24 protein-coding genes and 1 riboswitch are annotated in these 26349 nt (G+C 47.7%); of the genes, 20 read left to right on the forward strand and 4 right to left on the reverse strand.

Annotation, left to right across the window (positions count from 1 at the left end):
* Positions 1–129: 129 nt before the first annotated feature.
* The 5 genes from AC1DLI_RS05890 to sda all read left to right on the forward strand — a co-directional run bounded on the left by AC1DLI_RS05890 (position 130) and on the right by sda (position 4619).
* Positions 130–1710, forward strand: a complete 1581-nt coding sequence (locus tag AC1DLI_RS05890) for a helix-turn-helix domain-containing protein (RefSeq protein WP_477600522.1) — start codon at positions 130–132, stop codon at positions 1708–1710.
* A 492-nt stretch (positions 1711–2202) separates the two neighbouring features.
* Complete coding sequence (locus tag AC1DLI_RS05895; protein ID WP_477600524.1) at positions 2203–2811, forward strand: TetR/AcrR family transcriptional regulator; 609 nt, start codon at positions 2203–2205, stop codon at positions 2809–2811.
* A 2-nt stretch (positions 2812–2813) separates the two neighbouring features.
* A complete protein-coding gene (locus AC1DLI_RS05900) occupies positions 2814–3278 on the forward strand; it encodes a DUF2269 family protein (RefSeq protein ID WP_477600526.1) in 465 nt (154 codons plus the stop codon).
* A gap of 155 nt (positions 3279–3433) precedes the next feature.
* Positions 3434–4105, forward strand: a complete 672-nt coding sequence (locus tag AC1DLI_RS05905; RefSeq protein WP_477600528.1) for a YheC/YheD family protein — start codon at positions 3434–3436, stop codon at positions 4103–4105.
* A 367-nt stretch (positions 4106–4472) separates the two neighbouring features.
* Positions 4473–4619 (forward strand): sporulation histidine kinase inhibitor Sda, encoded by a 147-nt coding sequence (sda, locus tag AC1DLI_RS05910; protein ID WP_308994439.1) that lies wholly within the window; start codon positions 4473–4475, stop codon positions 4617–4619.
* 389 nt (positions 4620–5008) lie between these two features.
* Here the strand turns inward: sda and AC1DLI_RS05915 are convergent, their stop codons facing one another.
* Positions 5009–6010 (reverse strand): NAD(P)/FAD-dependent oxidoreductase, encoded by a 1002-nt coding sequence (locus AC1DLI_RS05915; RefSeq protein WP_477600531.1) that lies wholly within the window; start codon positions 6008–6010, stop codon positions 5009–5011.
* A 331-nt stretch (positions 6011–6341) separates the two neighbouring features.
* On the opposite strand from AC1DLI_RS05915, the gene AC1DLI_RS05920 reads away from it, so the two are divergent.
* The 3 genes from AC1DLI_RS05920 to AC1DLI_RS05930 all read left to right on the forward strand — a co-directional run bounded on the left by AC1DLI_RS05920 (position 6342) and on the right by AC1DLI_RS05930 (position 9033).
* Positions 6342–7535, forward strand: coding sequence for an NAD(P)/FAD-dependent oxidoreductase (locus AC1DLI_RS05920; RefSeq protein ID WP_308994441.1), 1194 nt, complete (start codon positions 6342–6344; stop codon positions 7533–7535).
* Positions 7535–7801 carry a hypothetical protein gene (locus AC1DLI_RS05925; protein WP_477600534.1) on the forward strand — a complete coding sequence of 89 codons (267 nt, stop codon included), beginning with the start codon at positions 7535–7537 and terminating at the stop codon, positions 7799–7801. The genes AC1DLI_RS05920 and AC1DLI_RS05925 overlap by 1 nt, the downstream gene beginning before the upstream one ends.
* Positions 7802–8046: 245 nt before the next feature.
* The gene (locus tag AC1DLI_RS05930) at positions 8047–9033 is read left to right on the forward strand and encodes an aminoglycoside phosphotransferase family protein (RefSeq protein WP_477600536.1); all 987 of its coding nucleotides are present in this window, start codon (positions 8047–8049) and stop codon (positions 9031–9033) included.
* A gap of 69 nt (positions 9034–9102) precedes the next feature.
* On the opposite strand, the gene hemQ is transcribed toward AC1DLI_RS05930, so the two are convergent.
* Positions 9103–9849 carry a hydrogen peroxide-dependent heme synthase gene (gene hemQ, locus AC1DLI_RS05935; RefSeq protein WP_477600668.1) on the reverse strand — a complete coding sequence of 249 codons (747 nt, stop codon included), beginning with the start codon at positions 9847–9849 and terminating at the stop codon, positions 9103–9105.
* 164 nt (positions 9850–10013) lie between these two features.
* On the opposite strand from hemQ, the gene AC1DLI_RS05940 reads away from it, so the two are divergent.
* The 8 genes from AC1DLI_RS05940 (at position 10014) to AC1DLI_RS05975 (ending at position 18632) form a co-directional block, all read left to right on the forward strand.
* Entirely contained in the window at positions 10014–10304 is a 291-nt protein-coding gene (locus AC1DLI_RS05940) for a YuiB family protein (protein ID WP_308994444.1), read from the forward strand.
* 105 nt (positions 10305–10409) lie between these two features.
* The gene (locus AC1DLI_RS05945; RefSeq protein WP_308994445.1) at positions 10410–11945 is read left to right on the forward strand and encodes a replication initiation and membrane attachment family protein; all 1536 of its coding nucleotides are present in this window, start codon (positions 10410–10412) and stop codon (positions 11943–11945) included.
* 18 nt (positions 11946–11963) lie between these two features.
* Positions 11964–12920, forward strand: a complete 957-nt coding sequence (gene dnaI, locus AC1DLI_RS05950) for a primosomal protein DnaI (RefSeq protein ID WP_308994480.1) — start codon at positions 11964–11966, stop codon at positions 12918–12920.
* A 402-nt stretch (positions 12921–13322) separates the two neighbouring features.
* Positions 13323–14438 carry a sulfate ABC transporter substrate-binding protein gene (locus AC1DLI_RS05955; RefSeq protein WP_477600539.1) on the forward strand — a complete coding sequence of 372 codons (1116 nt, stop codon included), beginning with the start codon at positions 13323–13325 and terminating at the stop codon, positions 14436–14438.
* 34 nt (positions 14439–14472) lie between these two features.
* Positions 14473–15306, forward strand: a complete 834-nt coding sequence (cysT, locus tag AC1DLI_RS05960; RefSeq protein WP_477600541.1) for a sulfate ABC transporter permease subunit CysT — start codon at positions 14473–14475, stop codon at positions 15304–15306.
* 17 nt (positions 15307–15323) lie between these two features.
* A complete protein-coding gene (gene cysW, locus AC1DLI_RS05965; RefSeq protein WP_308994456.1) occupies positions 15324–16208 on the forward strand; it encodes a sulfate ABC transporter permease subunit CysW in 885 nt (294 codons plus the stop codon).
* A 25-nt stretch (positions 16209–16233) separates the two neighbouring features.
* Positions 16234–16476, forward strand: coding sequence for a YezD family protein (locus AC1DLI_RS05970; RefSeq protein WP_477600544.1), 243 nt, complete (start codon positions 16234–16236; stop codon positions 16474–16476).
* 182 nt (positions 16477–16658) lie between these two features.
* Entirely contained in the window at positions 16659–18632 is a 1974-nt protein-coding gene (locus AC1DLI_RS05975) for a dihydroorotate dehydrogenase (RefSeq protein WP_477600546.1), read from the forward strand.
* Positions 18633–18667: 35 nt separating this feature from the next.
* Here AC1DLI_RS05975 and AC1DLI_RS05980 read toward each other — a convergent pair whose 3' ends face one another.
* Positions 18668–18814, reverse strand: coding sequence for a YqzM family protein (locus AC1DLI_RS05980; protein ID WP_308994459.1), 147 nt, complete (start codon positions 18812–18814; stop codon positions 18668–18670).
* Between the two features lie 207 nt (positions 18815–19021).
* On the opposite strand from AC1DLI_RS05980, the gene uvrC reads away from it, so the two are divergent.
* On the forward strand, positions 19022–20920 hold the full coding sequence (gene uvrC, locus AC1DLI_RS05985) for an excinuclease ABC subunit UvrC (protein WP_477600548.1): 1899 nt from the start codon (positions 19022–19024) through the stop codon (positions 20918–20920).
* Here the strand turns inward: uvrC and AC1DLI_RS05990 are convergent.
* A complete protein-coding gene (locus AC1DLI_RS05990; protein ID WP_477600550.1) occupies positions 20889–22517 on the reverse strand; it encodes a CPBP family intramembrane glutamic endopeptidase in 1629 nt (542 codons plus the stop codon). The genes uvrC and AC1DLI_RS05990 overlap by 32 nt on opposite strands.
* Positions 22518–22761: 244 nt before the next feature.
* Positions 22762–22965, forward strand: a riboswitch (cyclic di-AMP (ydaO/yuaA leader).
* Positions 22966–23058: 93 nt separating this feature from the next.
* On the opposite strand from AC1DLI_RS05990, the gene AC1DLI_RS05995 reads away from it, so the two are divergent.
* The 3 genes from AC1DLI_RS05995 to AC1DLI_RS06005 are packed head-to-tail and all read left to right on the forward strand — an operon-like array spanning position 23059 to position 26346.
* A complete protein-coding gene (locus AC1DLI_RS05995; protein ID WP_477600552.1) occupies positions 23059–24399 on the forward strand; it encodes a TrkH family potassium uptake protein in 1341 nt (446 codons plus the stop codon).
* A gap of 19 nt (positions 24400–24418) precedes the next feature.
* Positions 24419–25081, forward strand: coding sequence for a potassium channel family protein (locus AC1DLI_RS06000; RefSeq protein WP_477600670.1), 663 nt, complete (start codon positions 24419–24421; stop codon positions 25079–25081).
* 29 nt (positions 25082–25110) lie between these two features.
* Positions 25111–26346 (forward strand): cation:proton antiporter, encoded by a 1236-nt coding sequence (locus AC1DLI_RS06005; RefSeq protein WP_477600554.1) that lies wholly within the window; start codon positions 25111–25113, stop codon positions 26344–26346.
* Positions 26347–26349 lie beyond the last annotated feature (3 nt).

Raw genomic sequence — 26349 nt, forward strand, 5'->3', positions numbered from 1 at the left:
ATAATTCTCAATTAGAGGTAAACTTCATATGCCAATAGACCATCATTCCTTTCTTTCCTCATCGCTGCTTTTCTCGCTTGCTGAGACACATTTCTTTCAATGTCGCAAGAACGAGAGCACGAAGCTCGCTTGCGACAGGCATGCCATTGTTTTTTTGCAGCTGGAGAGGGGCATTATCGTATTGCCGATACCAAATGGATGCTGGAAGCAGGTTTATGCACGCTTCTACCGCCTGGCAGCGAAATCGAATGGCATGCCGGTTCTGCGGGTGTACAAGCGCATGCGGTCTTCTTTGACGTATATGGGTGGGGAGAAAGGAAGCCATTGTCTGTCGTCGAGAAGGAGTGGCCCTACTATCGGCCGATTGTCGTCACCCAAGCATCCCGTCTACACGATTCTATGAATCGGCTCAGACTTATTCCTTCGCATACAAGCGGCTCAGAGCGGTTGCGTCAGCAGATCCTGCTTCAGGAGCTCATATGCTTGCTTCTAGAGATGAACGAGCAAGCGGCCAAGCTGTCAGCTGCAGAAGAGGCAGGCAAGCTTCGATTAACGATCCGTTATTTGAACGAGCATTATTTGGACAATGTGACCGTTGAGCAGCTAGCGAGGATGAGCGGTATGGGCCGCTCGAAGTATAGTGCGGCATTTCAGTTGTCCATGGGCAAAAAGCCGCTGGAATACTTAAACGATTTACGCATCGATAAAGCAAGGAAGCTGCTTGCAAGCAGTGAGCTGCCGCTTAGGGAAGTCGCTAGGCAGGTAGGCTTTAACGATGAATATTATTTCAACAGGCGATTCACGAAGCGTATCGGGATTCCGCCGGGCATGTATGCAAAGCTGAGCCGTGCGCCTGCTTCCGATTTCATCCACTCACGTTTTTCTGCCCTTTCATCGACGCCGCAGCGAATTGTGGTTACCGGGTATATGCTTGGTGAGCTGCTGACCCTTGGCATTAAACCCGTTGGCGCAGAGCTTACCGTAATGGGCAGTCAGGTCGTATACGGGGATTTGCTTCAGGACGTGGCGGATGTTGGCATTCTAGGGGAACCTTCCTTAATCAAGGAACTCAGGCCTGATCTAATTGTACTCGGCAGCAAGCTTCACCGGCATCATGCTAGGCTGAGCACGATCGCACCAACGGCGATATTAGACGGCGGGCAGTCTACGTCAGAACGGTTGATATCGCTTGCCGAATTAATCGGCAAGCGGGATGAGGCTATGGCATGGATCGCCGATTATGAGAGCCGCTGGCAAACCATGTGGACGGATATTCCAGCAGATATCGAGCGAGGAGAGACGRCATCCGTCCTGCTTCTGCTCAAGAGCAAGCTCTATTTAATGGGAATGTCAGGCTTTGCTGCAACTCTCTATCACCCGCAAGGCTTCAGGCCTTCCAGCAAAGCTTTGGAGCTGATCGGGAACGAAGAGCCTTGCATTGAAGTGCAAGCGGAGTCGCTTGCGGCTATAGGCGGCGACCGAATATTTCTGCTCGCGGATGCGGAGGAAATAAGCAACCACAACGTCATTCGATTGATGGATAATCCCAATTGGAGAGCGCTCGACTCCGTTAAGAAGGGGAAGTATCACATTGCTGACAGCTCGTGGAACTTCGATGATCCGGTCACCAGGGATCGGCTCTTAGCCATTCTTCCAAACATTCTGCGGCTGCATTCCATTCGCAGCGATAAAAGCTTTGAAACGGCTTGAGCAAATATGGCAACTCGCTTGATGATCGAATATGAATAATAAATCGAGTAGTTGCAGCGAACAATGTAAGGCATGGACTAACTACCCCCGATTAGGAGAGCCTTGCTAAAGCACTGCCTTTTAGAAAAAAAGGATTTCAAAATGGGATATTCATTATAAAACTGATAAAAGCAGCCCGTTCCTCATTCGAGGACGGGCTGCTTTTGCTCTACTAGCTTTACTATTCGTTTCACATTCGCAACAAATGAGATGCGGTACGCTTGTATCCGCAATAGAAATAGTCTTCGATATGGCTTTTGACAATCCGTGGAATACTCGTTTTGCAGAGTTTCTGTAGAGAGAATTTCGATCTTAGTGTTGAAAAATGGAAATATATAGTTTACAAACCGACCGGCGGTCTGTATTATGAAGATAACAACAAACCGACCGACGGTCTGAAGACTTCTTTTGAGAAGAAGCTGAGGAACTGAAGGGAAGTGGGGGAGACGGCTTATGGTAGATCACACGTCAAATTCGAGTTATAAACGATTGCTGGAGACGGCAGAGCAGCTTATCAAAGAGAAAGGATGCCGAAATACAACGCTGCAGCAAATCATGCTGAACACCGGTTTATCAAAGGGAGCGATTTATCATTACGTGAAGAGCAAGGAGGAGCTGTTTGGACACATCCTGGCTGCGCAGCTGGAKCAAATAAATGATTCCTTCCATCTAGCGGTAGAGGAAGGACGCAATCTGACTGCTCCGTTACTCGCAATCGCGGAAGGCTTTGAGCAGCTCCAGCAGAAGGACAGCGCGGCTAATCAAATATTAACTTATTTGCTAAGTCAGAAGGATAAGCCGGGCGTTGCCGGCGTGCTGCAGCAATTTCATGAACGCTCTACAGCAGCTTCCTACGAATGGATTGAGCTCGGTCAGCGTGAAGGAGTCATTAGCCGGACTATCGATGCGCGCAAGGCAGCGGAGCAATGTGTCATGCTATCTTACGGTATGTGTCTCCGCAATATTATGCTGTCCGAAGCAGAGGGGTCGCCGGCGCGTGCTTTCGAGAAGGAGGATTTTTATCAATTTATGCTGCTAATATTGCAAGGTGGAGGCGATTGAGGATGGAGCGAGTATTCGTATTTTTGCATGTGCTTGGAGCGGTGTTGTTTCTTGGGAACATCATTACGACCGCATTTTGGAAAATTAGGCAGGACCGCAGCAGTGACCCGCAGCAGCTGCATCATATGGCGCAGAGCATTATGCGGGCTGATTATATTTTTACGATACCAGGCATCATGCTCCTCGTTATATTCGGTGTTTTGACGGCTCATTCGTACGGTTATTCCTTCATGGAGCTAAACTGGCTTACCTTGTCCATTTTATTGTTCGTAATATCCGGCATTCTGTGGGGTGTCGTTCTGTTGCCAAGCCAGCTTCAAATGCAAACGCTGAGCAAGCAGGGGATTCAAACCGGCAAGCTGCCGGACGCTTATTTTCAATATTCTAAGCGGTGGAATGTCTGGGGGACAGTAAATACGGTTATTCCAATCATCGTATTGTTCTTGATGGTCGTGAAGCCTGGGTGACCTTGAACGATAAACGAAACAAGAATTTGGGAAATGGCTAGCACGATTTGCTAGACTTAGCAATAAAGGCTCTTAACCTATGACATTCATCCAAGAGATAGATAGTACTCTGTCATATGCTATGGATGAAGCAATAGGAAAGGGGATAGGATGAAATGGGTGAACATTCAGGCAGGCAGCTTGCCAGCAAATGGGTAAAGACAGCGACTTTACTTTCCCACTCGAGCATAGCGCCGCATATTCCTCCGACAAGGAGATTTACGGCGAATAATCTCAAAGCCATGCTCGATACGCATCAGATGGTTGTCGTGAAACCGGTGGTTGGCGCCGGCGGGCACGGAGTCATTAAGGTAGCTCAAACTAGCGACGGATATTCTTATACTTATTATTCGCAGACGAAACGTTTTGCTAGTTTTGGAGCGTTAATAGGTGCGCTTAATAAAAAACGCAGAGGCCGGGCTTATCTGATCCAAAAAGGAATAAATCTGGCTACGGTAGACGGAAGGCCGATCGACTATCGGGTGAAATACGTCAAGACGGGGAATGGCTGGGTTTACCGGGCGATCGTGGGGCGCATTGCCAAAAAGGGACTGTTCGTAACGAATTTATGCCGTGGAGGCAAGCTGGTATCAGGAGCCCAGGGCATTAGCAGATCCCTATCGCCAGCGCAGGTTTCAGAGAAGAAGCAGAAAATGCGTGAGCTTACCGTGCTGTCGACAGGCGTGCTTGAAGCCAAATATCCAGGCATCGGTCAGCTGGGCTTTGATTACGGCATCGATAAACAAGGCCATATTTGGATCTTCGAGGTCAATACGCGGCCGCAATAAAATCTCTTAAAATGGCTTAGAACGCATGATACGTCTTAGCTTAGAGGGTGCCGTGGAGGTCAAACCGACTTCCGCGGCACCCTATTTTTAGGTTTCGAATCCCCTCCTATGCAACAGAGGGGCAATATATTCCATTAATAGATTTATAGATTCCGATTAAAGTTTTTTATTGAAAAAAGGAAAATTTGTCCTGTGGATAACTATATCCACATTATCCACCTTGATTTTGCTCATTGATAGATGTATATGCACACGCTGTACACAACGTATACACAACATCTTGTGTATAAGTAGTGCTGTTGTCCTTCTAATAGTGCCATGCTACTATAAAAAAGTAATAACCAAAGTATGGAAGAAAGGGTGTGTAGTGTTGGAGCTACTGTCTGATGAAATGTTAGTAGACACCTATTATGCAGCTATCCAATTTGAATTGGAGCCAGAATTCATTCGAATGTTAGCGATTGAAATGAAACGCAGGCGCCTTAATCCGGAAGCCGTCAAAATTACAGCTTAACCCTATTGCTGCTCTTAGCCTTACAACATGATTACCATTCCATAACCGATACCTCGGTTGTTAGCTTGCAAGTCTGGCAATATACAAGATGCATGCAGGATAAAGTTTCTCGCACAGAAGCATGACTTAACAGCGGTTCGTCCTCGATTTGAGCGTAAGGTGAATATGGACCTGTCAAATCAGTTGAACGACCGCAATCGACAATTGCGCTATCACAAGAGGAGCAGCGTACATGCAGAGATTGAATCCCGTTACAAACCGGACAAAACATAAGGGTATCCTCCTTGGCACACCGTGCATATGAATGCGATAGGTGCATGATTGAACTAATCCAAGGTTAGGATACCCTTATGTTTATTTTTTAAAAAAAGCAATGAAACATAAACGAATTAAAGCTTCATATTGCTGCTATGCCCAGGGGATAGCTTAGCGCTTGGATCGACGTATACCTTCGCATTGTTTATAGCGGTCGGCGCCTCACCGAAGCCTACGGCGATCAGCTTGAGCTTGCCGGGATAAGTCGTAATGTCGCCTGCGGCGAAGATGCCCGGTATATTCGTCTCCATTCGGGTATCCACAAGAATGGAGCCGCCTTGTATTTGAATCCCCCAATCCGCTATCGGTCCGAGAGAAGAAATGAAACCAAAATTAACGATAACGGCATCCACGTCATGCTCGGTTGTCTCTAACGTTTTGACGTCGGTTAACGTCACTTTTGAAATGCTGTCCTCGCCATGGAGCATGGTAATTTCTTTTGGCGTAAGCACGTGTACATTGGATTTCATGAGATTCTCCACGCTATGCTCATGTGCGCGAAATTTATCTCGGCGATGAATGAGCGTCACTTTCTCAGCAATCGGCTCCAGCATAAGCGACCAATCCACAGCCGAATCGCCTCCACCGCTTATCAGCACCTTTTGCCCTTTAAACCGCTGCAAATCACCTACGAAGTAATGAAGGTTTTTTTTCTCGAATTTTGCGGCATTAGCGAGTTCAAGCCTACGAGGCTCGAATGCGCCTACACCCGCTGTAATAATGACGGCTTTGGCATAATGAACGCCTTTGTCTGTTATAATCTCAAAGAGACGTTCGTCACGCTTAATAACGTTAGTGACCTTCTCCTCCAAACAGATCTCTTGTTTAAAATGAGAAAGCTGTTCTATCAGACGGTCGACCAGTTCCTGGGCAGTAACTTTTGGAAATCCAGCAACGTCGTAAATATATTTTTCAGGATAAAGAGCTGCAAGCTGACCGCCTAGCTGTGGCATGCTCTCAATTAGCTTTACTGAAGCTTGGCGCATACCGCCGTAAAAAGCAGCGAACAGTCCCGCAGGCCCTCCTCCGATAATTAAGATATCGACTGGGTTTACTGCTGTTTCAGGGTTAGACAATGTAGCCACCTCCGCATTATAAGCTTTACGAATACCATTATAATCCTTCGCGGAAGAAGAAGGAAATATTTAATTTGTATAGAGTTCTAAACAATTTCGTATATTTTGCCCTTGAACTTTTACTGAAAACTATGTAAAATTTCTGATGTATGTTAAGCACGGGACTGCTTGCAACAAGCGGCGAAAGTTGTCGCGCAGCAGCTTCCGATTCATTGATAAAATGGCTTTAATTAGAACACACTGAACTTATAATTATAGATATTCGGTTTAGCATGTGTAATTTTTCACAATGTATAAATACAAAGATAAGAGGAATGGATGGGATTAATCGATGAGCAACATACCTAAAATCGTCATTCTTGGCGCAGGGTACGGCGGTATTTTGACCGCGCTTCGTCTGCAAAAAGAATTAAATTACAATGAAGCTGACGTTACATTAGTTAATAAACATGACTATCATTATATTACGACACATCTTCATATGCCGGCAGCGGGCACGGATAATCCGGAAAATGCGCGTGTCAGCATATCAAAATTGATCGATGAATTTAAAATCGATTTCGTGAAATCAACCGTTGTACAAATTCGTCCGCAAGACAAAAAAGTCATTCTCGAAGATGGCACTTTGTCTTACGACTATTTGGTAATCGGCCTTGGCGGCGAGCCGGAAACGTTCGGTATCCCGGGCCTAGGCGAGCATGCCATGAATATTCGCAGCATCAATTCCGTTCGTTTAATTCGCGAACATATCGAGTATCAATTTGCTCGTTTCAAGCGCGAACCGCATCGTACGGATTATTTGACGTTTGTCGTTGGCGGAGCGGGCTTTACAGGCATCGAGTTCGTCGGTGAGCTCTCCGACCGTATCCCTGAGCTTTGCAAACAGTTCGACGTAGATCCGGCGCTCGTGAAAATTTACAATATCGAAGCGGCTCCAACGGCTCTGCCTGGTTTTGACCCTGAGCTTGTAGAATACGGGATGGACGTATTGACTAAAAAAGGCGTAACGTTCCGTATCGGCACAGCGATCAAAGAATGCTCGCCAGAGGGCGTTATTGTAGGTGAGGGCGAAGAAATTAAATCCGCAACCGTTATTTGGACCGGCGGTATCCGTGGGAACCGACTTATTGAAGAAGCTGGCTTTGAGACGATGCGCGGACGTGTTAAGGTTGATGAATTCCTTCGTTCGCCCGGCAATGAAAACATCTATATCGTAGGCGACAACTCGCTGATGTTTAACCCGGAAGGCCGTCCTTACCCGCCTACTGCTCAAATTGCGATGCAGCAGGGCGTCGTTTGCGCGCATAACCTTGTTGCTTCGATTCGCAATCAGCCGCCTAAGGGCTTCACGTTCAGCAACAAAGGTACGGTGGCTTCGCTTGGAAAAGGCGAGGCAATCGGTATTGCCTTCGGCAAAAAATATAAAGGGCGCGTAGCCGCTTGGTTGAAAAAAGCAATTGACCTGCGCTACCTGTTCATAATCGGCGGTATTTCACTAGTGCTTCGTAAAGGGAAATTCCTATAATGCGGCACTGCAGCGTACAAGTTCGCGGTTTACTTACAAGAGATGAGCTGGATCGTTACAACGCATTGATGGAGGTCGGTTCCTTCTTAGAATCACAGACACGCTACGACTTGGCCTATACGGTGCAAAAGGAAGTTGACCTGCTGATTCAGCCGGCAATCGAGCGGTTGAAGGATAAAGGCCGCGAACGCGACCGCGCAACCCAAGAATACCTGGAAGCAAAGCGTCTGGGCTTGGAAGAAGATGAGGACGAAGACGAAATTTAAACATAAAGGCTTTCGCTCTTGATGCAGCAATTATGCTGATCAACGGCGAAAGCTTTTTTTTTGGCCAAATGGCATAAAAAAAAGCATCTAGAAGATGCTCTAGACGCTTGAAAAGGTATCGCTATTTTTACAAAGACCTTATTCAACATCATAACAGGCGGGAAAGAAACAGTCTATTCTTTTGGCGAAATTTTATTTATAGTAAAGCAGCCGGCAGCAAAAAAAGGAATTGGAGTGTTGCAGCTATGGATGATTGTTTAGTGGCAATTGAAGATTTACAGCAGCTTGCGAAGGAAACTTTTGGTGCCGGCTATATGGTCAAGCAGGTTACAAACAGGCATGGAGGCGCTCAAAAAACCGTCTATAAAGTGAAGTGCACGAATGGTTTTATATTCATGCTGTATGTCTGGGAACTGGCGATGAATTATTTTCAAGAGGAAATCGAAAGGCTCCCAGAGAACGAGCGCACTTACGGATGCGGGCTATTCGAAGGGAATCAAGCTTTTTTAAGCAAGCATGGCATACGGACGCCTGGCATTTATTATATAAACAAGGAAAGAGCGCGATATCCCTTTGACTTTGCTTTTGTCGAATATATCGACGGTCCGGATGCAGCGAGTTTTTTGAATGCTGACGAGGAACCTAAGGAGAAAGTGTTCGGGCAACTGGGGTCGATGCTTGCACGGATGCACAGCTTAGAGAGGGATTATCACGGAAACATAAACGATGACTTTGTTCGTACCGGCAAATGCCATTTGCAGGAATTGGAACAAGCGGAGCAGCAGCTGGCCTATGCTTCGGAATATATAGCGGCATTCAAGGAAAATCAGATGAAGCTGCTGGAAAAAATGCATGAGCTGGAATCCAAAATCGAGGCAAGAGAGCGATACAGCTTTATTCACGGGGAGCTTGGCCCGGATCACGTCATGGTGAATGACAAGCTGGAGCCCTATTTAATTGATATTGAGGGAAGCCGCTATTACGATTCCGAATATGAGCACAGCTTTTTGACGTTTCGATTTGGAGCTGCTTACTCTTATTTGGGCAATGACCGGCTGGATCGGAACCGTATGTTATTTTATAAAATGTATCATCATCTCTCCTGTACAGCCGGCGGCTTAAAGCTGCTGCATCGCGGGTTTCCGAACCGGCAGCTGGCAATGGAGATCACTCGGCATAACTATCGAAGTGCGCTTAATTTCATTGCTATAAGCATCGACGATCTCGAATAAGAAAAAGACAGTCCGAACTGCCTTATCCACAGGCTCGGACTGTCTTATTTATGCTGTTAGGCTATAAACCTATATAGCGAGCATTGCCGCGAACTTCTCGCCGTTTAAGAAATTGCCGACATAGAAATCGCCGAAGTCCGCGAAGCGGGCGCTCACTTCGTCAAATCGCATTTCGTAAATCAGCTTTTTGAATTGCAAAGCATCGTCTGCGAACAGCGTAACGCCCCATTCCCAATTGTCAAAGCCGACAGAACCGGTAATGATTTGTTTGACTTTGCCTGCATAGGAACGGCCGATCATGCCATGGCTGCGCATCATCGTCTTGCGCTCGTCCATGCTGAGCATATACCAGTTGTCTTGCCCGTCGCGGCGTTTGTTCATCGGATAGTAGCAGATGTGGTTTGCCTTCGGCAGGGTCGGCTTTAGTCTCGCAATAATATCCGGATTTTGCATCGGATCCGATCCTGGCTGTGCCATATAGTTGCTAAGCTCTACGATGCTTACATACGAATGCACCGGATAGGTAAAGCTAGCGAAGGTCGTTTTGTTGAACGCGGTCTCGATTGCGTTAAGATCCTCTAGTGTTTCGCGCAAATGCATGAACATAAAGTCTGCCTTTTGACCAACAATCGAATACACGGCAGTGCTGCCTTGTTTATTTTCCTCCACCGAAGTCCATTGCTGCAAAAACGATTGCAGCTCGTCCAGCGCGCGGCTGCGTTCGCTTTCATCGGCTAAGCGCCAGGCTGTCCAATCGACGCTGCGGAAATCATGCAGCGCGTACCAGCCTTCTAATGTTTGTGCTGCTTCACTCATTGTATAAATGCTCCCTTCAAGCTCCATAATGATGCTGCCATCATTGTATCTTAATCTAGGCAGGCGGAGCAAATGGCGGTCTTGTGACATTTCTCCTAACGTAATTGACTTCCACTGGGCCATTAATTAAACTAATAAACGAGAGTCTGAAAGGGGAAGTCTGGATGCTTCAGTTAATTATTGCAACAGTGCTGTTTTTAGTCATGATGTTCGGTATCGGCTTTATTCTGAATATGTTGTTAAAAACAACGTGGTTTCCGATATATTTATTTGTTATCGCTTTAATAGTACTGGGTATTTGGGCGCCATGGGATAAATCCGCAACCGCCACGATCGAGAACTTCGCTCATTATACGGTCATCGATTACATACCGGTTATCGGAGCGCTGATCGGCGCTTACGTAAGTGGCTGGGCGATTCAAGCGCTTCGCAAGGGCGGCTACAAAATGTTCTAATCTGAAAATCCCTCATTCGGGGGATTTTTCTATTTTTCGACTCGTCCTGAACATCGGTTTTTATGTTAAAATGATAGAATGAAAGTAAGGGATGGAGCTGATGCAGTGCGCATCAATAATATATTGCAGTACACGGAACATCATCGGTATTACATATTCCGTGATTTTTCGCTAAGCAGCTTGGACTATAAAATGCTGTCGCTAATCTATCAGCCGATGATTGGTGCTTTTGCCGTCGCATTTTACCAACAGCTTTATCACGGAATCGCAGAGGGGACTTCCGGTTATTCTTCTATAGAGCCGCAGCGCAAGCTGTTTCTGGGCTTAGGTCTGGAGATGAACGAGCGGGGACGCAAGCATTTGATTGAACAGGCTTCCAAGCTTGAAGCAGTAGGCTTGCTGCAAACCTCACGACTAGGCGTACCCGATAATGCAGATGTTATTTATGAATACGAGCTTTCGCAGCCGATGTCGCCGGCAGAGTTTTTCCGCAATATGCATTTAACGATGCTGCTTCGGGATAAGGTTGGCAAATATGCGGTCATTTCGCTCCGTGAATCATTCGGGGCTAATGAGCCGGATGAGCTGGCAGGCGCACAATTAACGAAAGAAAACATATCGGTGCCTTTCTACGAGCTGTTTAAGCTGAATATGCAATCGGTAGACAATGAGCTTGAGCAAGCATTGACGGAGGTTGCGCCTTCCAGGCAAGCTGCCGCGAGATCAGCGCAAGCAACAGCAGGGATACCGTATGGAGAAATCATTTTGCGTTTTCCGCGGAATTCGGCGAATCGCCGCTTTGTGGAGCGTCTGCGAAATGATGAAGAGCAGCTCTCGCAGGTCAATTATGTAGCCTACAAATACAACTTGGCGGTAGTAGATATATGCCGGCTGCTTGATGAGGACGGCATTTTCGGAGAAAACGGCGAGCTGAACATTGATGAGCTCCAGCTGAGGGCCAACCAGTTTTACAGACAGGACAAAAAGCGGGAAGGCGAGCGGCAGCGCACGCTTTCGCGGACGCAAGTGGTATCAAATGAAGAGCCGGTTGATTCCGATGAGCTGACGGAGGAATACGAGGTACAGGAACAGCATTATTTGCAGGTTCCGAACCAGCTGCTTGGCCGATGTGATGTTCAGCAGTACAATATGCTGATGCGGAATGAACCGCATACTCGCTTTCTGCAGCGCTTTTTTCCCGGTGCAGTGCCGGATTGGATAGAACGTGTATTTGAACGAATGGATCTTAATTATAAATTAGCAGGACCGGTTATTAATGTACTCATTCATTATGTTATTGGAGCAAATGATGCTCAAAGAGTAACGAAGACGTTTTTGGACGCGGTAGCCTCGAATATGCTCGTGAAACAAATTGACACGTTCGAGAAGGCCGTTATTTACGTGCGGGAGCAAGCTCAGGTGGAGCAGGACAAGGAACGACGCAAGGAAGCGGCAGCCAGCTATGCCGGAGGCGGCTATAACGGCTCCAAAGGCGGCGCACGCAGCGGAGGCAACAGCAGAGGAACATCGCGTAAGCCTTCAATTCCGATTGTCCAGGAAGGTCAAACAGCGTCTTCGGTATCGGCTGACGAGCTTGAGGAACTGCGTAAGCTCGCGCGTAAATTAGACGGCAAATCATAGAAGCGGGGTGAGCAGATGATGGAGTCAATGGGCGAATTGCTAAAGGCATGGCCCACAGGTCAGGCGCTTACGGAGCAAGCGGAGCACAAGCTGACTGAGCTGCTCGCAGAACCGCTTGTCGAGAAGCTGCGGGTGAAATATCCGGATTTGGATGAGCGGACGATCCGGCTTAATCTGAATCGGGTTTATCAATACGTGACAGAATATCGGAACTGCAGCAACTGTCCGGGGCTGGATAAATGCCCGAATGATTTCGAGGGCCATTATACCTTGCTTAGCTCGGATACGATTAATGGACTAACTCAGCTTTACGACCGCAAGGTTGCATGCAAGAAATTTAATGCGCGTCAAACGGAGGATCAAATTCGCAGCCGCGTCCGCAGCTTCTATATCGATGAGAAGGCGCTGCAGCGGGGTTATTCATCCGATGAGATTTTGACGAATGATATGGAGCGCGCAAAGGCCGTCGGACAGGTGCTTCGCTATATCGACCGCACGAAAGAACACGGGCTGCAGGAGGAAGGCTTGTATTTGGCAGGCCGTTTCGGAACAGGCAAGACATTTCTTATGTGCTACCTGCTGCATGAGCTGGCAAAGGCCGGTTATTCCGGCGTAATCGTCTACATGCCTGATTTTGTAGAAGATCTGAAGTCGCTGATGCATGAGCCCGGCAAGCTGAAGGAAACGGTCGAAATGATGAAAGAGACCGATTTGCTTATTTTTGACGATATGGGTGCCGAGAATTTGAACCCTTGGGTCCGCGATCATGTGCTTGGCGCGATCTTGAATTACCGGATGCAGCGCAAGCCAACGTTCTACACCTCGAATTACGAGCTGGAGGCGCTGGAGAAGCATTTCAGCTTCACGAGCAAGGATGGCGACGAGCTGCACAAGGGACAACGTCTGATGGACCGCATAAGGCCTTATGTTGAGGTCGTTATGGTAACTGGGGAGAATAAGCGCGGACGAAAATAATTGAATCAAGCTTCGGTAAACAGAATCCTAATGGAAGCTGCTGCCGAAGCTTTTTTTTATGCATATGAACCTAAAAAGACCAAGCTTTTAACCGAATCGGGTGAAAGCACATTCAGTTTGTGCCGAGATTGCTTGAAATCATGAATAGGCAAGCAAAAGCAGCGAAATATAACCCACTTATAAAGCAATCTTATCGAACTTATCATTTTTTTGAAATTAAGTATTGACAGTGTTAGGGGGTCGCTGGTAAGATTCTTCCATAACCAACTAAACAGGTAGGAATAATGGTTTCCGACCGGACGAACCGGAGTAAACACCTATCAGAGAGAAACACATTTTTCGGATCATCACTTATACGTGTTTCTGCAGGCCTGTTAAATTAAAAAAGGGGTGTATGGAAAGATGAAGAAAATTACTCAAGTTCGTTCAGTCGTTATTTTATTGGCATTGGTGCTGGTTTTGGCTGCTTGCGGTCAAGGAGGCAGCAACGGAGAAAACAAAGCATCCAACAAACCTACTAACGAGTCTTCGGCAACGAATGCCGCAGCAACGGAAGAACCGGCGAAAGAAGAGCCCAAACCTCCAGTTGAGCTGCTAAATGTATCGTATGACCCTACTCGCGAGCTTTATGTGGATTTTAACGAAGCATTCTCTAAGCATTGGAAAGCGGAAACCGGCCAAGAGGTAACGATTAAACAATCACACGGCGGTTCCGGTAAACAAGCCCGCGCCGTTATCGACGGATTGAAAGCGGATGTTGTAACGCTTGCGCTTGGTTACGATATCGATGCAGCCGTAGAGCCTGGCCTAATCAATGCAGATTGGCAATCTAAATTCGAACACAATAGCTCGCCATATACATCCACAATCGTATTCCTGGTTCGCAAAGGAAATCCGAAAGGCATCAAAGACTGGAACGACCTAATCAAGGATAAAGTTGAAGTAATTACGCCAAACCCAAAAACATCGGGCGGCGCTCGTTGGAACTACCTTGCAGCTTGGGGTTACGCTCTGAAGCAAAACGGCAATGACGAAGCAAAAGCACAAGAGTTCGTCGGTGAGCTGTTCAAGCATGTACCTGTACTGGATTCCGGCGCACGCGGATCAACGACGACTTTCGTAGAACGCGGAATCGGCGATGTGCTGCTCGCTTGGGAGAATGAAGCATTCCTATCCATTAATGAGCTTGGCCCGGACAAATTTGAAATCGTATATCCATCATTGAGCATTTTGGCAGAGCCTCCCGTTGCTGTCGTAGATAAAGTGGTTGACGACCGCGGAACTCGCGAAGTAGCCGAAGCGTACCTGAAATACCTTTACACCGAAGAAGGCCAAGAAATTGCTGCTAAAAACTACTACCGTCCGATTTCCAAAACCGTTGCTGCGAAGTATGCGGATCAATTTAAAGAGCTTGAGCTGCTGACTATCGATAAAGACTTTGGCGGCTGGAAAGAAGCGCAAACGAAGCACTTCGCCGACGGCGGCATTTTCGATAAAATCTACACGCCAGGCTCGTAATGCACGATTTAAACATGATTGGAGCTGACTTCACATGAAAGGTTCCAAGTCCCGCAACGTACTTCCGGGTTTTGGTTTATCGTTAGGTTTCACTTTGTTTTACTTGAGCATAATCGTATTAATACCGTTGACTGCCGTTTTTTTCAAAACGGCAGAGCTCAGCTGGACGGAGTTTTGGAGCACGGTTACGAATGCTCGCGTAGTCGCTTCCTATCGCATCAGCTTCCTTACCGCCTTTTTTGCCGGGCTTGTTAATGCCGTATTCGGTTTATTAATTGCTTGGGTGCTTGTCCGTTACCGCTTCCCAGGCAAGAAGCTTATCGACAGCTTGGTCGATCTGCCCTTTGCGCTGCCGACGGCTGTTGCGGGTATTGCGTTAACGGCTATCTATGCACCTAACGGCTGGGTAGGCTCTCTATTAGAACCGCTTGGCGTAAAGGTTGCTTACACGCCGATTGGAATTACGATTGCACTTATATTCATCGGTCTTCCCTTTGTCGTACGAACCGTGCAGCCGGTGCTGCAGGATATGGAGAAGGAGACGGAGGAAGCAGCCGTCATGCTTGGAGCTTATCGTCTGCGGACGTTTTGGAAGGTCATTTTGCCGGAGCTTATGCCAGCGCTTTTAACAGGTTTTGCGCTCGCATTTGCAAGAGGCATCGGCGAGTATGGCTCGGTTGTCTTTATTTCCGGGAACATGCCGCTAAAGACAGAAATTACGCCGCTACTAATCATGACGAAGCTGGAGCAGTATGATTACGCTGGAGCTACCGCAATTGCACTTGTCATGCTTGTTGTGTCCTTCCTCATGCTGTTAGTCATTAATCTACTGCAGTGGCGGATGAATCGCCGTACTGTGTCAGACTAAGAAGGGGGCATATACAAATGGCTGGAGCAATTACCGTTCATACCAATGAAGAAGCCTCGAAACGGCCGCAGCATATAACGGAATCGGGTCCCGTGCGGTGGCTGCTGATTGGAATCGCCATGCTGTTTCTCGGATTGATTGTATTGCTGCCGCTCGCATCAGTATTTGTCGAAGCGTTCAAGAAAGGCATTGGCGTATATATCGATTCCATAACGGAGCCGGATGCCTTGTCAGCGCTTAGGCTTACGCTCATTGTAGCGTTGATTGCCGTACCCATTAACACCATATTCGGGGTTGCGGCAGCTTGGGCAATAAGCAAATTCCGATTCCGTGGCAAAAATATATTGATCACTTTAATCGATTTGCCATTTGCCGTATCTCCTGTCATTTCCGGCTTGATCTACGTGCTGCTGTTCGGTGCACAAGGCTTTCTCGGACCGTGGCTGGATGAACGGGGCATTCAAATCATATTCGCGGTGCCTGGCATTGTGCTTGCTACCGTTTTCGTCACGGTACCTTTTGTAGCCCGCGAGCTTATTCCGCTTATGCAGGCGCAAGGGGTGCAAGAGGAGGAAGCGGCAGCCAGTCTTGGGGCTAAGGGATGGCAAATTTTTTGGAAGGTTACTCTCCCCAACATCAAGTGGGGACTGCTATACGGCGTTATTTTATGTAATGCCCGCGCCATGGGCGAGTTTGGGGCAGTGTCCGTCGTATCCGGTCATATTCGCGGAGAAACGAATACACTGCCGCTGCATATCGAAATTTTGTATAACGAATATCAATTTTCCGCATCCTTTGCGGTCGCATCATTGCTCGTAATGCTTGCCGTCATTACGCTGATCGTGAAAAACATTGTGGAATGGAAGTCCGGTCAGCAAAAACTGGCCGTAAAATCCGACTAAGTCAATTTAAATGGAGGGGTTTCGAATGGCAAAACCGTTAGAAGTAGATCAACAATGGCTGGAGCGAATCGCGGATCAGGTTAGCGGACTAAGTTATGGACATGTGACGATTACCGTTCATGACGGCAGAATCGTACAAATCGACCGGACGGAAAGAACGCGTTATGACGGATCCTCTCAGAAGCAGCAGGTTCCGTCCGAGTCCCAGCAGCAAACGAAGCAGAGAGAAAGCCAATCCTCAAGCGAGGCGCTCCGTATCGTTCAGTAGCGGATCGTTAAGAAGACACTCCATATCGATAACGAAAAAATAAGCAAGGAGCTGACCCATCGATCTATGATCCTTGGGACTGCTCCTTGTTTTTTTATATGAAAATCAAGCTTTTATTGTAACTAAGCCTATTGTTTTCTACAATGGAAGAAAGAAAAAAGCAGCTTGCAGGGAGAATAAACATGCCGGATTGGAGCTATCAAACTATATTTCGTCCTCTGTTATTTAGGCTTCCTGGCCGTTTAAGCAGAGCGATTACGCTTCATGCCATCGGCGGCCTAAGCAAAATGCCAGGCGGTTCATTCGTGGTCCGGACGTTTGGCCATATGGAGCCGACTCCGCTTCTAAAGCGGGAATTAGCAGCAATTTCTTTGGATGCACCGATAGGACTCTCCGGGGGCGTAGACCCGGAAGGAATTGCTCACAGAGCATTTGCGCAGTTCGGGATTGGATTTATAGAGCATGGACCCGTTACGGTTCAGGAGATCCGCTGTGAAGAGCCAATAATTAAAAATACGGAAAGGGAAAGGTTGCAATACCCGGACTATTATGAGAATGACGGCGCTCAGCGATTCGCTCGGCGGATTGCCAATCCTGGCCATCCATTGCCCCAGTTTGTGCGCATTGCGCCAATGCCGTTCGCATCGCGTGAGCAGTCGGCAATCGAGCTTGTAAGCATGATGGAACAGCTTTCCGCAGCAGGCGCTGACGGATTTTATATCGATGTGCTTTATGGAGCTAGAAGCTGGGAGGATGCTAGCGCAATTTTGAAGAATTTCGCGAGCCTGCTGCAAAGCCTGCCCGATGTCCAAGCACCTTTGTTCCTATATGCGCCTCCTGATTATCCGAATGAACAGCTTTTGGCGCTAATAGCAACAGCACAGAACGGCTTTTGGAGCGGGGTCGTCGTTGGCGAATCCGTTTGCGTAGAGGCTGGAGCAAGCTTCGGATGCATAGTAAGCAAATCTGCAAAGGCCGATAGCTTATCCAAAATTAAGCTTCTGCGCTCATCATGCGGGCCTGATTGGGTGATCAAGGCAGGCGGAGGCGTACATGAGCCGCAGGATGCATTGGATTTGCTTCAAGCGGGCGCGAGCGCCATTATGCTTCATAGCGGCCTCGTGTTTGCGGGACCAGGACTGCCGAAGCGAATAAACGAAGCGATGATCTTCGAGCAGGTTAAGGATCAGCGGGTAGAACAGACAGCTTCTTTCTGGAGGCATTGGGGCTGGATGTGCCTGCTCGGCATCGGCATGATGCTCGGGGGGTTATTATCCTGGATCATCGCAGCAACCACGGTGCTGCTGCCCTATGATTTGTCCTTTATTGGAATGTCATTAGAGGAATTGCATCAAATCAATCACAATCTGCTCCATTTCATGTCCCATGACCGAATCACGTTATCGGGTACGATGATTACGATCGGAATTTTATATTTTCAGCTAGCCAGGCATGGATTAAGACACAGCCTGCACTGGGCTAGGACGGCGCTGCTCACTTCAGGGATTGTCGGTTTTGCAAGCTTTTTTCTTTTTGTGGGCTACGGCTATTTCGACCCGCTGCACGCATTGGCTGCGGCAGTTCTATTTCCGATGTTTCTGCTTGCGATGCGCAGTAATCCTGACCAGGTTTACCGCTTGCCTGTCAATGTCCGGAACGGCCGACTTTGGCGCAGGGCAATGTGGGGACAGCTTTGCTTTGTGGCGCTAGGCTTCGCGCTTGCTATAGGTGGGATTACGATTTCAGCAGTGGGGATTTCAGAAGTATTCGTTCGGACGGATCTCGTTTATTTGGATACGACGTTAATTGGGCTGAATGAATCGAATGCGAGATTGATTCCGTTAATTGCCCATGACAGAGCGGGATTTGGCGGAGCGCTGCTTTGCGCGGCGATTGCCATTCTGATAACGGCATTATGGGGAATTCAGCAGGGCTCGCGCTGGATATGGTGGACGCTGCTTCTCGCCGGCGCGCCGGGCTTCTATGCCGGCTTAAGCGTGCATCTATCAATTGGCTATATTGATTTTTGGCATCTCTCGCCGGCACTATTTGCGCTGCTTCTTTATATACTCGGACTTATTTTGCTCTATCCTTATCTGATTCGTTTCCCAAATACAGATGCGGCTATGCGGCAAGCACAAAAGGAAAATGACTGAAAATAAAAAAAGGAGCAGTATTCTGCTCCTTTTTTTTACGAGATGATGAACTTTACGATTACGGCAATTGCGAAAATGACGGTCATAAAACCGAGCATTCCGCCAAAGCCGAAGACGACATCCATCAAGTCATCGCGAGGCTCTTCGTTAAAATGCTCGCGCGGGTCTCTTACATTTTCCATCGCTTACGTCCTCCTTGAAAAAGACCGATTGCTTCAATCACAACCTTGAGCGGTCGTCTTTATGTAGTATCGGTTTATTCAACTTATATTAGTATACCCAAACAGCCAAACAGTTGTAAAGCAAATAGAGGTGACAATTGTAAGACAAAATACGGTCTAATTATGCTAAAATGTGTACAGAATCATTAGGCAGTCGGAGGCGAGAGCATGGGTCAACAACATACGGATCGGTTGCAGGCGGAGCAGGAGCTTGCAGAGGCCAAAGAGACGATACGGAACAAACTAGCTTTGCTCCCCGATCAATCGGGCTGTTACCTTATGAAAAACAGCGAAGGCGTCATTATTTATGTCGGCAAGGCGAAGGTGCTCAAAAACCGCGTGCGTTCTTATTTCAATGGCAGCCACAACGGGAAAACGCAGCGGCTGGTGTCTGAAATTCGCGATTTTGAATTCATCGTAACCTCTAGCAATATGGAAGCACTTATTTTGGAATGCAATCTAATTAAACAATACCATCCAAGATATAACGTCCTATTAAAGGATGACAAAACTTTTCCATACATCAAAATAACGAACGAGAAGCATCCGAAGCTTGAGGTCACAAGACGAATCATCAAAGACAAAGGCAAGTATTTCGGCCCTTATCCAAATGCCTATGCGGCACAGCAGACGAAGAAGCTGCTTGACCGTCTCTATCCTTTGCGGAAGTGCAAGACGCTGCCGGATAAGGTCTGCTTGTATTATCATCTCGGGCAATGTATTGCGCCCTGTGAATTCGATGTGGAGCAAACGGAGTATGACCGCATGATCCAAGAAATTTCGCGGTTTCTAAACGGCGGTCAGGATGTAGTGAAAATAGAGCTGCAGCGCAAGATGGAAGAAGCGGCAGAGAAGCTGGAATTCGAGCGGGCCAAGGAGCTCAGGGATCAACTGATTGCGATTGATGCCGTCATGGAGAAACAGAAAATTACGATGTCTGATGCGCTTGACCGCGATATCTTTGGCTTTGCGGTAGATAAGGGCTGGATGTGTGTGCAAATTCTTTATATGCGCCAAGGTAAGCTTATCGAACGGCATGGGACGACCTTCCCCTATTACGGGGAAGCCTACGACGATTTCATGACGTTTGTGACGCAGTACTACAGCGACAATCCCGCACTCCCGAAACAAATTTTGCTGCCGCTGCCCCCAGAGTATGAGCAAGCCGAAGCAGCCGATGGGTCTGCGGCCGCAGACGAGATCTCCTCGCATGCGGATGATGTTATTGCTTCCCTGCACAGCTGGCTCAAGGTTAAGGTACTGATGCCGCAGCGGGGACGCAAGAGCGAGGTCGTGACGATGGCGATCGACAACGCGAAGGTCATGCTGGACGAGAAGTTCCGTCTCATCGAGCGGGACGAGGAGCGCAGCGTCAAAGCGTCGGAGTCGTTAGCCGGTTGGCTCGGTTTGGAAGAAGTTCGCAGAATCGAAGCTTTTGATAACTCGAACATTCAAGGTACGAACCCCGTCTCAGCAATGGTCGTCTTCACGGACGGCAAGCCAGACCGCAAGGAATACCGCAAATACAAGGTCAAGACCGTGAAGGGCCCGGATGATTACGAAACGATGCGAGAGGTTATAAGGCGCCGTTACGAGCGTGTGCTCAAGGAGGAAATTACGCCTCCGGATCTGATCGTTGTCGATGGCGGGAAGGGACAGATTTCGGCGGCGCTTGATGTGCTTGAGAATGAGCTTGGACTTTTCATTCCCGTATGCGGGCTAGTGAAGGATGCGAAGCATAAGACGGCTCAGCTCATGACCGGCGATCCGGCGGAGATTGTTCCGTTGCCGCGCGACAGCCAAGAATTTTATTTGCTGCAGCGCATTCAGGACGAAGTGCATCGCTTTGCGATTACGTTCCACCGGGAGCAGCGGGCCAAGTCGATGGTGGAGTCGAAGCTCGATTCGATCCCTGGCATTGGCGAGAAGCGCCGGAAACTTCTGCTTAAGCATTTTGGCTCCATCAAGAAAATAAAAGAGGCCTCAGTCGAAGACTTTCGGCCTCTGTCTATAGGGGATAAATTAGCTTCGCAAATTATAGCTGCTCTAGGGGAGGAGTCGTCGTAAATGACGGCTTCTTTTCTTTTTTGCGGCTAAAATATTTGAGAACAAACGCAATAATGACTGGCAGCACCGAGAAAAAGATAGCCGAGATGATATTAGGCGCTGTTCCGATCGTAAGCAAGGACATGCCAACCGCTACGCTGTTAAAGATCGCATGGGTGAACATCGCCGTAATGAAGCCGTATCTGACGAAAATAAAGCTGAACAGAAGGCCGATAATCATCAGCTCGATCAATCTTGTCGAGGACGGGTAGAACGGATACATCACATGCCCAAGCGCCCAAAATAGAGTAGGGAACAGCGCTGCGGCAAACGTATTTTTGAACCATCTGCGGAATAACCCGATGCCGAAGAAGCGGAAGACGGCTTCCTCGGAAATAGCGGCAGCCCAAGCAAGGACGGGCATGAGCCATAGAATGCCCATATTGTAAGGCGATTGGGTAGCATCAGACGTATCCCAAGTACCGATCGTCAGCCTAAGCGCAATGAAGATAACCGATTGAACGGCAAACAAAATAATTGCGAATAAATAAGCAAGCCCCATGCTCCGCCATACATAATCTCCATACCCCTTCTGACCGAATCGCGGCCATAAGGCACGGCCCTGGGCTTTCCATAGTCCGTCGCCGGCTACGATTGAGATATATATGGATCCGGCCATCGGAATGGTTAACAGAACTGTGAATATGGCAGTAAACAGGACAGCTTGCCCGGCCAGCTCGTTTTCGCCTAACGAAGCTCGAATGCCGTCGAGTACATTCAAGTTCATAATGATATAGGTGATAAAATAAACGACGGTCAAAATAATGCCGTATTTGAAAGACGTGAATTTTCGGTACAGCACTGCGTAAATAATGGCTAGAACAAAAAGAACGAAGCTCATGAACATGTAACCGAAGCCGGTAAGGAAGCCTGCCCATTTATCCTGCTTCTTCACATATTTGATATAGTCAGCAGGTGCAACGAATGCTGGTTTATATTTGGTGACCATGTTTTTTCCATGGATGTTCTGCGCGTAGATATCGATGTTAAGCGCAGCTTCTTCGATGACATAGCCGGCAGGCGCTTCGCCATGCCACTCGCCGTTTTCTTCTATTTTACTTTCTTTAAATGCAGCGCCTCCAAGGCTCTGAGTGGCTAGAAAAGCATTAACCACCTTGTTTTTATCAGCGTCTGCCAGCTCTTGTCCGTCAATATGAAAGTTCCAGGCTACGATCTTTTCACTTTGCATATGTACATATACGAAGCCGTTTCCGCCGTCCGTAAATTTCAAATCGACTTGAAACGTATCCGTAGGAAAGCTCTGATCATATTTATCGCTATACGTTTCGATCAGCTTATGCTTGGATAAGTAGCCGTTCATCAGCTTATCGGTTTGATGCACGGCTTTCGCCGATTTCACCTGAAGGCCCGTTTGCTTCTCGGCGAAAGCAGAAGCGCGGTCCTCGGCGGCAGTCTTTTCAATAACCTTTGTGTCTATTTCTCCGGAAACGATGGATGCGATCATGGGTCCTACTTCAACAGCAGCGTAAATGAGGAAGCAGGCAATCGCAGCCCATAGAAAACGTTTCCATTCATTCGGCTTGATTGAATCAATCATGGGTTCACCTCAACTGTCCTTTTAATAAATAGCTTATTCCAATACCTTAACATATAAATCCCTGAATTATCCAATGAAAAAGCACGTTTACTCTCAAAATAATGCGAAATAACGATGTCCGGCAAGCTTGATGCTTACTGCTTCGTCCGGTTGCCCTTATTTGGTCTAAAATCGTCTTGTTTGTCCCAAACGTCAGCTTTATATCAAGACTGCTTTGGGATTATAATCGTTAACGTCATACAAATCGCATAGCAAGCCGAATTTCCTAAGGAAATCGGGGGAACCATAAAGCTGTCAAAAGATATGATTGAGATTCAGGCGAATCGATTCATAATTGGCGGCATGGGGTGAATTTTAGCGGTGAAGCATTGTCTTCCGCCGCCGAATAGGGCTGCCTGTCCAGGCCCGAATCCGTCAGCTAACCTCGTAGGCATCATGGAACAGGACTCATCGCATAGAGCACTTGAGTTTCAGTGCTTTTTTTTATGCTTAAATATAGATATTGATTGGTTATGACATATCGCTGAAGAAGGTTAGAAGAATGAAAGTTGATTGGAATGTTCTTAAATGGTCGCCCCCACGGATATTGGTAAGCGGGTTTGCTCTTATTATATTACTGGGTGCACTGTTATTATCCATGCCGTTTGCATCGGCGAACGGGGAGAGGCTGCCTTTTATAGACGCATTGTTTACGGCAACGTCAGCCACCTGCGTAACGGGGCTGGTTGTCGTAGATACAGGCACTTATTTTTCGGTGGCGGGTCAGGTTATATTAATGTGCCTGTTCCAGCTCGGCGGACTCGGCTTTATGACAATGGCAACGCTTGTCGCGCTCGTGCTGCGCAAGAAAATTTCATTACGCGAGCGGTTATTGCTGCAGGAGGCTATGAATCAATCGAGCATGGAAGGAATCGTAAGATTGATCAGGCGGGTTATCGTTTATTCATTAACAATCGAATTTGTCGGATTTATCCTTTTTTCCACCAGGTTTACATTTGATATGCCTATAGGCAAAGCGTTGTTTTTCGGTGCATTCCACGCCGTATCGTTGTTCAATAACGCCGGGTTTGATATTTTCGGAAACTACCGAAGCCTTACGCTTTATGTAGAGGACCCGATCGTCAATATAGCAGCTATGATGCTCATCATAACGGGAGGCTTGGGCTTTGTCGTTATGTCGGATCTAATGGAATTCCGTAAAAACCAAAGGTTATCGCTGCATAGTAAAGTTGTTCTTTCCATGACGGGAACATTAATAGCAGTAGGTGCAATCGTTATTTTTGTTTTTGAATTTTCCAATTCGAAGACGCTTGGGTCTTTGGACTGGAGCGGTAAAATTTGGTCCTCTTTTTTCCAGTCTGTAACGCCAAGGACAGCAGGGGCTAATACGCTGGATTATACGGCTCTTCGTCAGGCCACCGTATTTTTTACGATCATTTTGATGTTCATCGGTGCGTCACCCGGGTCAACCGGCGGCGGGATTAAGACAACGACCTTTACGACTTTGATTGGTGCCGTTGTTGCGATGATTCGCGGACGTGATGATATCGTGCTCTTTCGGTACCGGCTCGGCAAAGACAGGATTTTCAAGGCGCTTACCATTACCTTGATTTCACTAGGGCTGGTCATTGTCGTTACGATGATCTTGTCGATGACCGAGGATCAAGCGTTTATTAAACTGTTGTTCGAAGCGACGTCAGCCTTCGGTACGGTAGGCTTGTCCGTGGGCGTTACGCCAGAGCTCAGCAATGTTGGGAAAATAGTCATTGCATTAACGATGTTTGCTGGTCGGCTTGGTCCATTGACGCTTGCTTATGCGTTAGGACCGCGCACAGAAAAAGAATTGTACCGGCATCCTGAAGGCAAAATTACGATTGGATAGGAGACATACGCAAGTGGGAATAAAGAAGAAGCAGTTTGTCATTATTGGATTAGGCCGTTTTGGCTCAAGCCTGGGACGGGAGCTCGTTGAGCTCGGTCATGAGGTACTCGGCATTGACAAGGATGAGGAAGCCGTTCAGGAAATGAGCGGCGTGCTTACCTATGCCGTATCGGCCGACTGCACAGATGAGGAAACGCTGCGTTCGCTCGGCGTGCGGAACTTTGACTGCGGTGTTGTCGCAATTGGCGATGACATTCAATCCAGTATTTTGACGACGATTCTGCTTAAGGACTTAGGCGTAAAGCAAGTTGTCGCCAAGGCGATGAGTGAGCTTCATGGTCGCGTGCTTGAGAAAATAGGCGTTGACCGTGTCGTCTATCCGGAGAGAGATATGGGAATCAGGGTTGCGCATCAGCTCGTTTCTCCGAACCTGCTCGATTATATTGAGCTTTCAAAGGAATATACTATTGCGGAGCTTGCGGTACCCCAATGCTTGGACGGTAAATCGCTGCATGATTTAAATCCGCGCGCCAGATTTGGCTGCAGCATCGTAGCCATTAATAAGCCAAGCGGTATTATTATTGCGCCTACGGCAACGGACGTGCTTGCTTTACGCGATGTGATGGTTATTATTGGAACGAATGAGCAAATCGAAGACTTTGAGGAAACGGTAATACGCTAAGAAGCCTCAGCTTCAAGAACGGAAGTGAGATGCAGTTGGAAACCGCGGCAACACCAGTCATTCATCATCTGCTTATATTGCTTATTCTCATCGTAACAGCCGGTATGCTGGCAGGCCGAGCGGCTGTCCATCTTCGCATCCCTGATGTAGCTGCTTTTATTATAGTAGGCGTGCTGCTTGGACAGGGCTTGCACTGGATCAATGAATCAAGCAGCTCCTTAATTAACCAGCTGATATTAATAGTAGGCTCGACCGTTATTTTATTTGACGGAGGGCGCAATATTAGTCTACCCGGGCTAAGCAAAGTGAAATGGACGGTCGCCTTGCTGAGTGTTCCGGGCGTTCTTATAACCGTTGCGGTCGTAGGCACAGCTATCCATTTTATTTTCGGCATAGAATGGATGTACGCGCTTCTCGCAGCCTCTGTTATCGCTTCGACGGATCCGGCTTCGATCATACCGGTATTTCGACAGGTTTCCATTAGGAAGAAGGTACGCGAGACCGTTGAAAGCGAATCGGCTTTTAACGATGCGACCGGCTCCATTATTACGTTTGCCTTAATTGCTGCGATAACAGGGAAATCGGCATTAGAGGCTGGACCTCTGCTTTACCAGTTCGCTTATACAGCATTTGGGGGCATTGCATTAGGCCTGTTGGTCGGCGCTGTCTCTGTATTCGTTGTGGCTCATCTGAAGCTGGGCATATTACGGGACTACACGACCATCGCCATGCTGGCAACGGCCTTGTCTGCGTATTTGCTTGGTGATTTATTGCATGTGAGCGGCTTTATGGCTACCTTTGTAGCGGGACTAATATGGGGAAATCCTCGGTTTTTGAAGCTGCAATTGGATGAAAAAGAGTCGGAAATCGTTCACTTCTCAGATAACGTGACGGTAATGCTGCGCATGCTCATTTTTGTGCTGCTCGGCAGTCAAGTCGATCTCGCCTTGCTGATCGAATATGGCTGGCAAAGCTTTGTGGTTATCATAGTGCTTATGTTTATCGCACGCCCCATTACCGTTCTCGCCTGCAGCCTTCCTGATCGGAAGGCAGAATGGCAAAAAAATGAGCTGCTATTTATGATGTGGGTGCGAGAGACAGGTGTCATCCCAGCTGTTTTATCCGGGATGATCACGAGCGCCGGTATTCAATATGCGGACAAGATCGCTTCGATAACATTAATGGCCATTCTCGTTACGGTTCTGCTTCAAGCGAGTACTACTGCGTTTATGGCAAAAAGGCTTGGCATGGATTCGGAAGCTTAATAT

The sequence above is a fragment of the Paenibacillus sp. 01T443 genome (assembly GCF_056398325.1).

Excerpts from the sequence above, each read along its gene's own strand:
- AC1DLI_RS05980 (WP_308994459.1), bottom strand. The coding sequence starts at position 18,814 with ATGGAAAATGTAAGAGACCCGCGCGAGCATTTTAACGAAGAGCCTCGC.
- AC1DLI_RS05920 (WP_308994441.1), top strand. The coding sequence starts at position 6,342 with ATGAGCAACATACCTAAAATCGTCATTCTTGGCGCAGGGTACGGCGGT.
- AC1DLI_RS05905 (WP_477600528.1), top strand. The coding sequence starts at position 3,434 with ATGGGTGAACATTCAGGCAGGCAGCTTGCCAGCAAATGGGTAAAGACA.
- dnaI (WP_308994480.1), top strand. The coding sequence starts at position 11,964 with ATGGAGTCAATGGGCGAATTGCTAAAGGCATGGCCCACAGGTCAGGCG.
- AC1DLI_RS05975 (WP_477600546.1), top strand. The coding sequence starts at position 16,659 with ATGCCGGATTGGAGCTATCAAACTATATTTCGTCCTCTGTTATTTAGG.
- cysT (WP_477600541.1), top strand. The coding sequence starts at position 14,473 with ATGAAAGGTTCCAAGTCCCGCAACGTACTTCCGGGTTTTGGTTTATCG.
- AC1DLI_RS05940 (WP_308994444.1), top strand. The coding sequence starts at position 10,014 with ATGCTTCAGTTAATTATTGCAACAGTGCTGTTTTTAGTCATGATGTTC.
- hemQ (WP_477600668.1), bottom strand. The coding sequence starts at position 9,849 with ATGAGTGAAGCAGCACAAACATTAGAAGGCTGGTACGCGCTGCATGAT.
- AC1DLI_RS06005 (WP_477600554.1), top strand. The coding sequence starts at position 25,111 with ATGCAGTTGGAAACCGCGGCAACACCAGTCATTCATCATCTGCTTATA.
- AC1DLI_RS05925 (WP_477600534.1), top strand. The coding sequence starts at position 7,535 with ATGCGGCACTGCAGCGTACAAGTTCGCGGTTTACTTACAAGAGATGAG.
- AC1DLI_RS05900 (WP_477600526.1), top strand. The coding sequence starts at position 2,814 with ATGGAGCGAGTATTCGTATTTTTGCATGTGCTTGGAGCGGTGTTGTTT.
- AC1DLI_RS05995 (WP_477600552.1), top strand. The coding sequence starts at position 23,059 with ATGAAAGTTGATTGGAATGTTCTTAAATGGTCGCCCCCACGGATATTG.
- AC1DLI_RS05990 (WP_477600550.1), bottom strand. The coding sequence starts at position 22,517 with ATGATTGATTCAATCAAGCCGAATGAATGGAAACGTTTTCTATGGGCT.
- AC1DLI_RS05970 (WP_477600544.1), top strand. The coding sequence starts at position 16,234 with ATGGCAAAACCGTTAGAAGTAGATCAACAATGGCTGGAGCGAATCGCG.
- uvrC (WP_477600548.1), top strand. The coding sequence starts at position 19,022 with ATGGGTCAACAACATACGGATCGGTTGCAGGCGGAGCAGGAGCTTGCA.
- AC1DLI_RS05930 (WP_477600536.1), top strand. The coding sequence starts at position 8,047 with ATGGATGATTGTTTAGTGGCAATTGAAGATTTACAGCAGCTTGCGAAG.
- AC1DLI_RS05955 (WP_477600539.1), top strand. The coding sequence starts at position 13,323 with ATGAAGAAAATTACTCAAGTTCGTTCAGTCGTTATTTTATTGGCATTG.
- cysW (WP_308994456.1), top strand. The coding sequence starts at position 15,324 with ATGGCTGGAGCAATTACCGTTCATACCAATGAAGAAGCCTCGAAACGG.